The sequence below is a fragment of the Aquipuribacter hungaricus genome, from assembly GCF_037860755.1.
Classification (GTDB): domain Bacteria; phylum Actinomycetota; class Actinomycetes; order Actinomycetales; family JBBAYJ01; genus Aquipuribacter; species Aquipuribacter hungaricus.
In genome coordinates this window covers 1-897 of the sequence record NZ_JBBEOI010000473.1, presented here as the reverse complement: position 1 = coordinate 897, position 897 = coordinate 1, and the positions used below count along the sequence as shown (strand labels likewise).

General features: G+C 76.9%; 2 protein-coding genes. Both read right to left on the bottom strand.

Annotated features, from left to right (window positions below; all coding sequences use genetic code 11):
- Nucleotides 1-468: response regulator (locus tag WCS02_RS20705; RefSeq protein WP_340296200.1), on the bottom strand; the 468-nt coding region annotated here is incomplete at its 3' end.
- A gap of 94 nt (nt 469-562) precedes the next feature.
- A partial coding sequence (locus WCS02_RS20700) for a hypothetical protein (protein ID WP_340296199.1) occupies nt 563-897 on the bottom strand: 335 nt, incomplete at its 5' end.

Below are 897 nucleotides of genomic sequence, written 5' to 3'. Positions count from 1 at the left end.
GACCAGGGCCGGGCGGGCCGGCGCGCGGCCGGGGGTGGGGCGGGGGCCGCGACCGGCCAGGGCCCGCACGCGCGGGATCAGCTCGACGCGGACGGACTCCAGGCCGGAGCCGACCGCGGAGGCCTGGCCGGGCTTGGTGACGTAGTCCGTGGCGCCGGCGTCCAGGGCGTCGAAGGTGGCGCGGGCGCCGCGCTCGGTGAGCGTGGAGAACATGATGATGGGGGTGCGCCGGTCGGTCGTGCGGATCTCGCGGACCGCCTGGATGCCGTCCATGACGGGCATCTCGATGTCCATGACGACGACGTCGGGGCGCAGCCGACGGACGGCCTCGACGCCGAGCCGGCCGTTGGAGCTGGTCGCGACGACCTCGATCTCGGGGTCGCTCTGCAGGACGTCGCTGAGGAGCCGGCGCACGACGACCGAGTCGTCGACGACGACGACCTTGATGCGCTCCGTGGTGGGTGCCACCGGGGCCCTCCGCTCTGCCGGGCCGCCCGGGTGGGCAGCCGCACCCGTCTCATCGGCAGGCGGGGCCCGGACCTGAGCGTCCGGCGGGAGGGGGCTAGCCCGGCAGCACCTCGAGCAGGTCGGCGCAGAGGACGTCGTGGGTCTCGTTGGGGAGCACGTCGAGGACGACCTGCGCGGCGACGGCGGCGCTGCAGGCGTTCCACACCCCGCCGAGCAGGGCGGCCGGGGTGACGCCGGCCGCGTCGAGGCTGCGCAGCAGGTCCAGCTGCGCCGCCGCGGCCAGGCGCGTCCGGCCCGTCGTCTCCACGGCCCAGGCGACCGAGTGCATGTGCTCGGCCCACACCTGCGGCGCGGGGCGCCCGGGCAGCAGCAGCACCTCCTCGCGGGCCGCCGCGACGCGGCCGACCAGGGCCGCCGTGCCGAGCACGA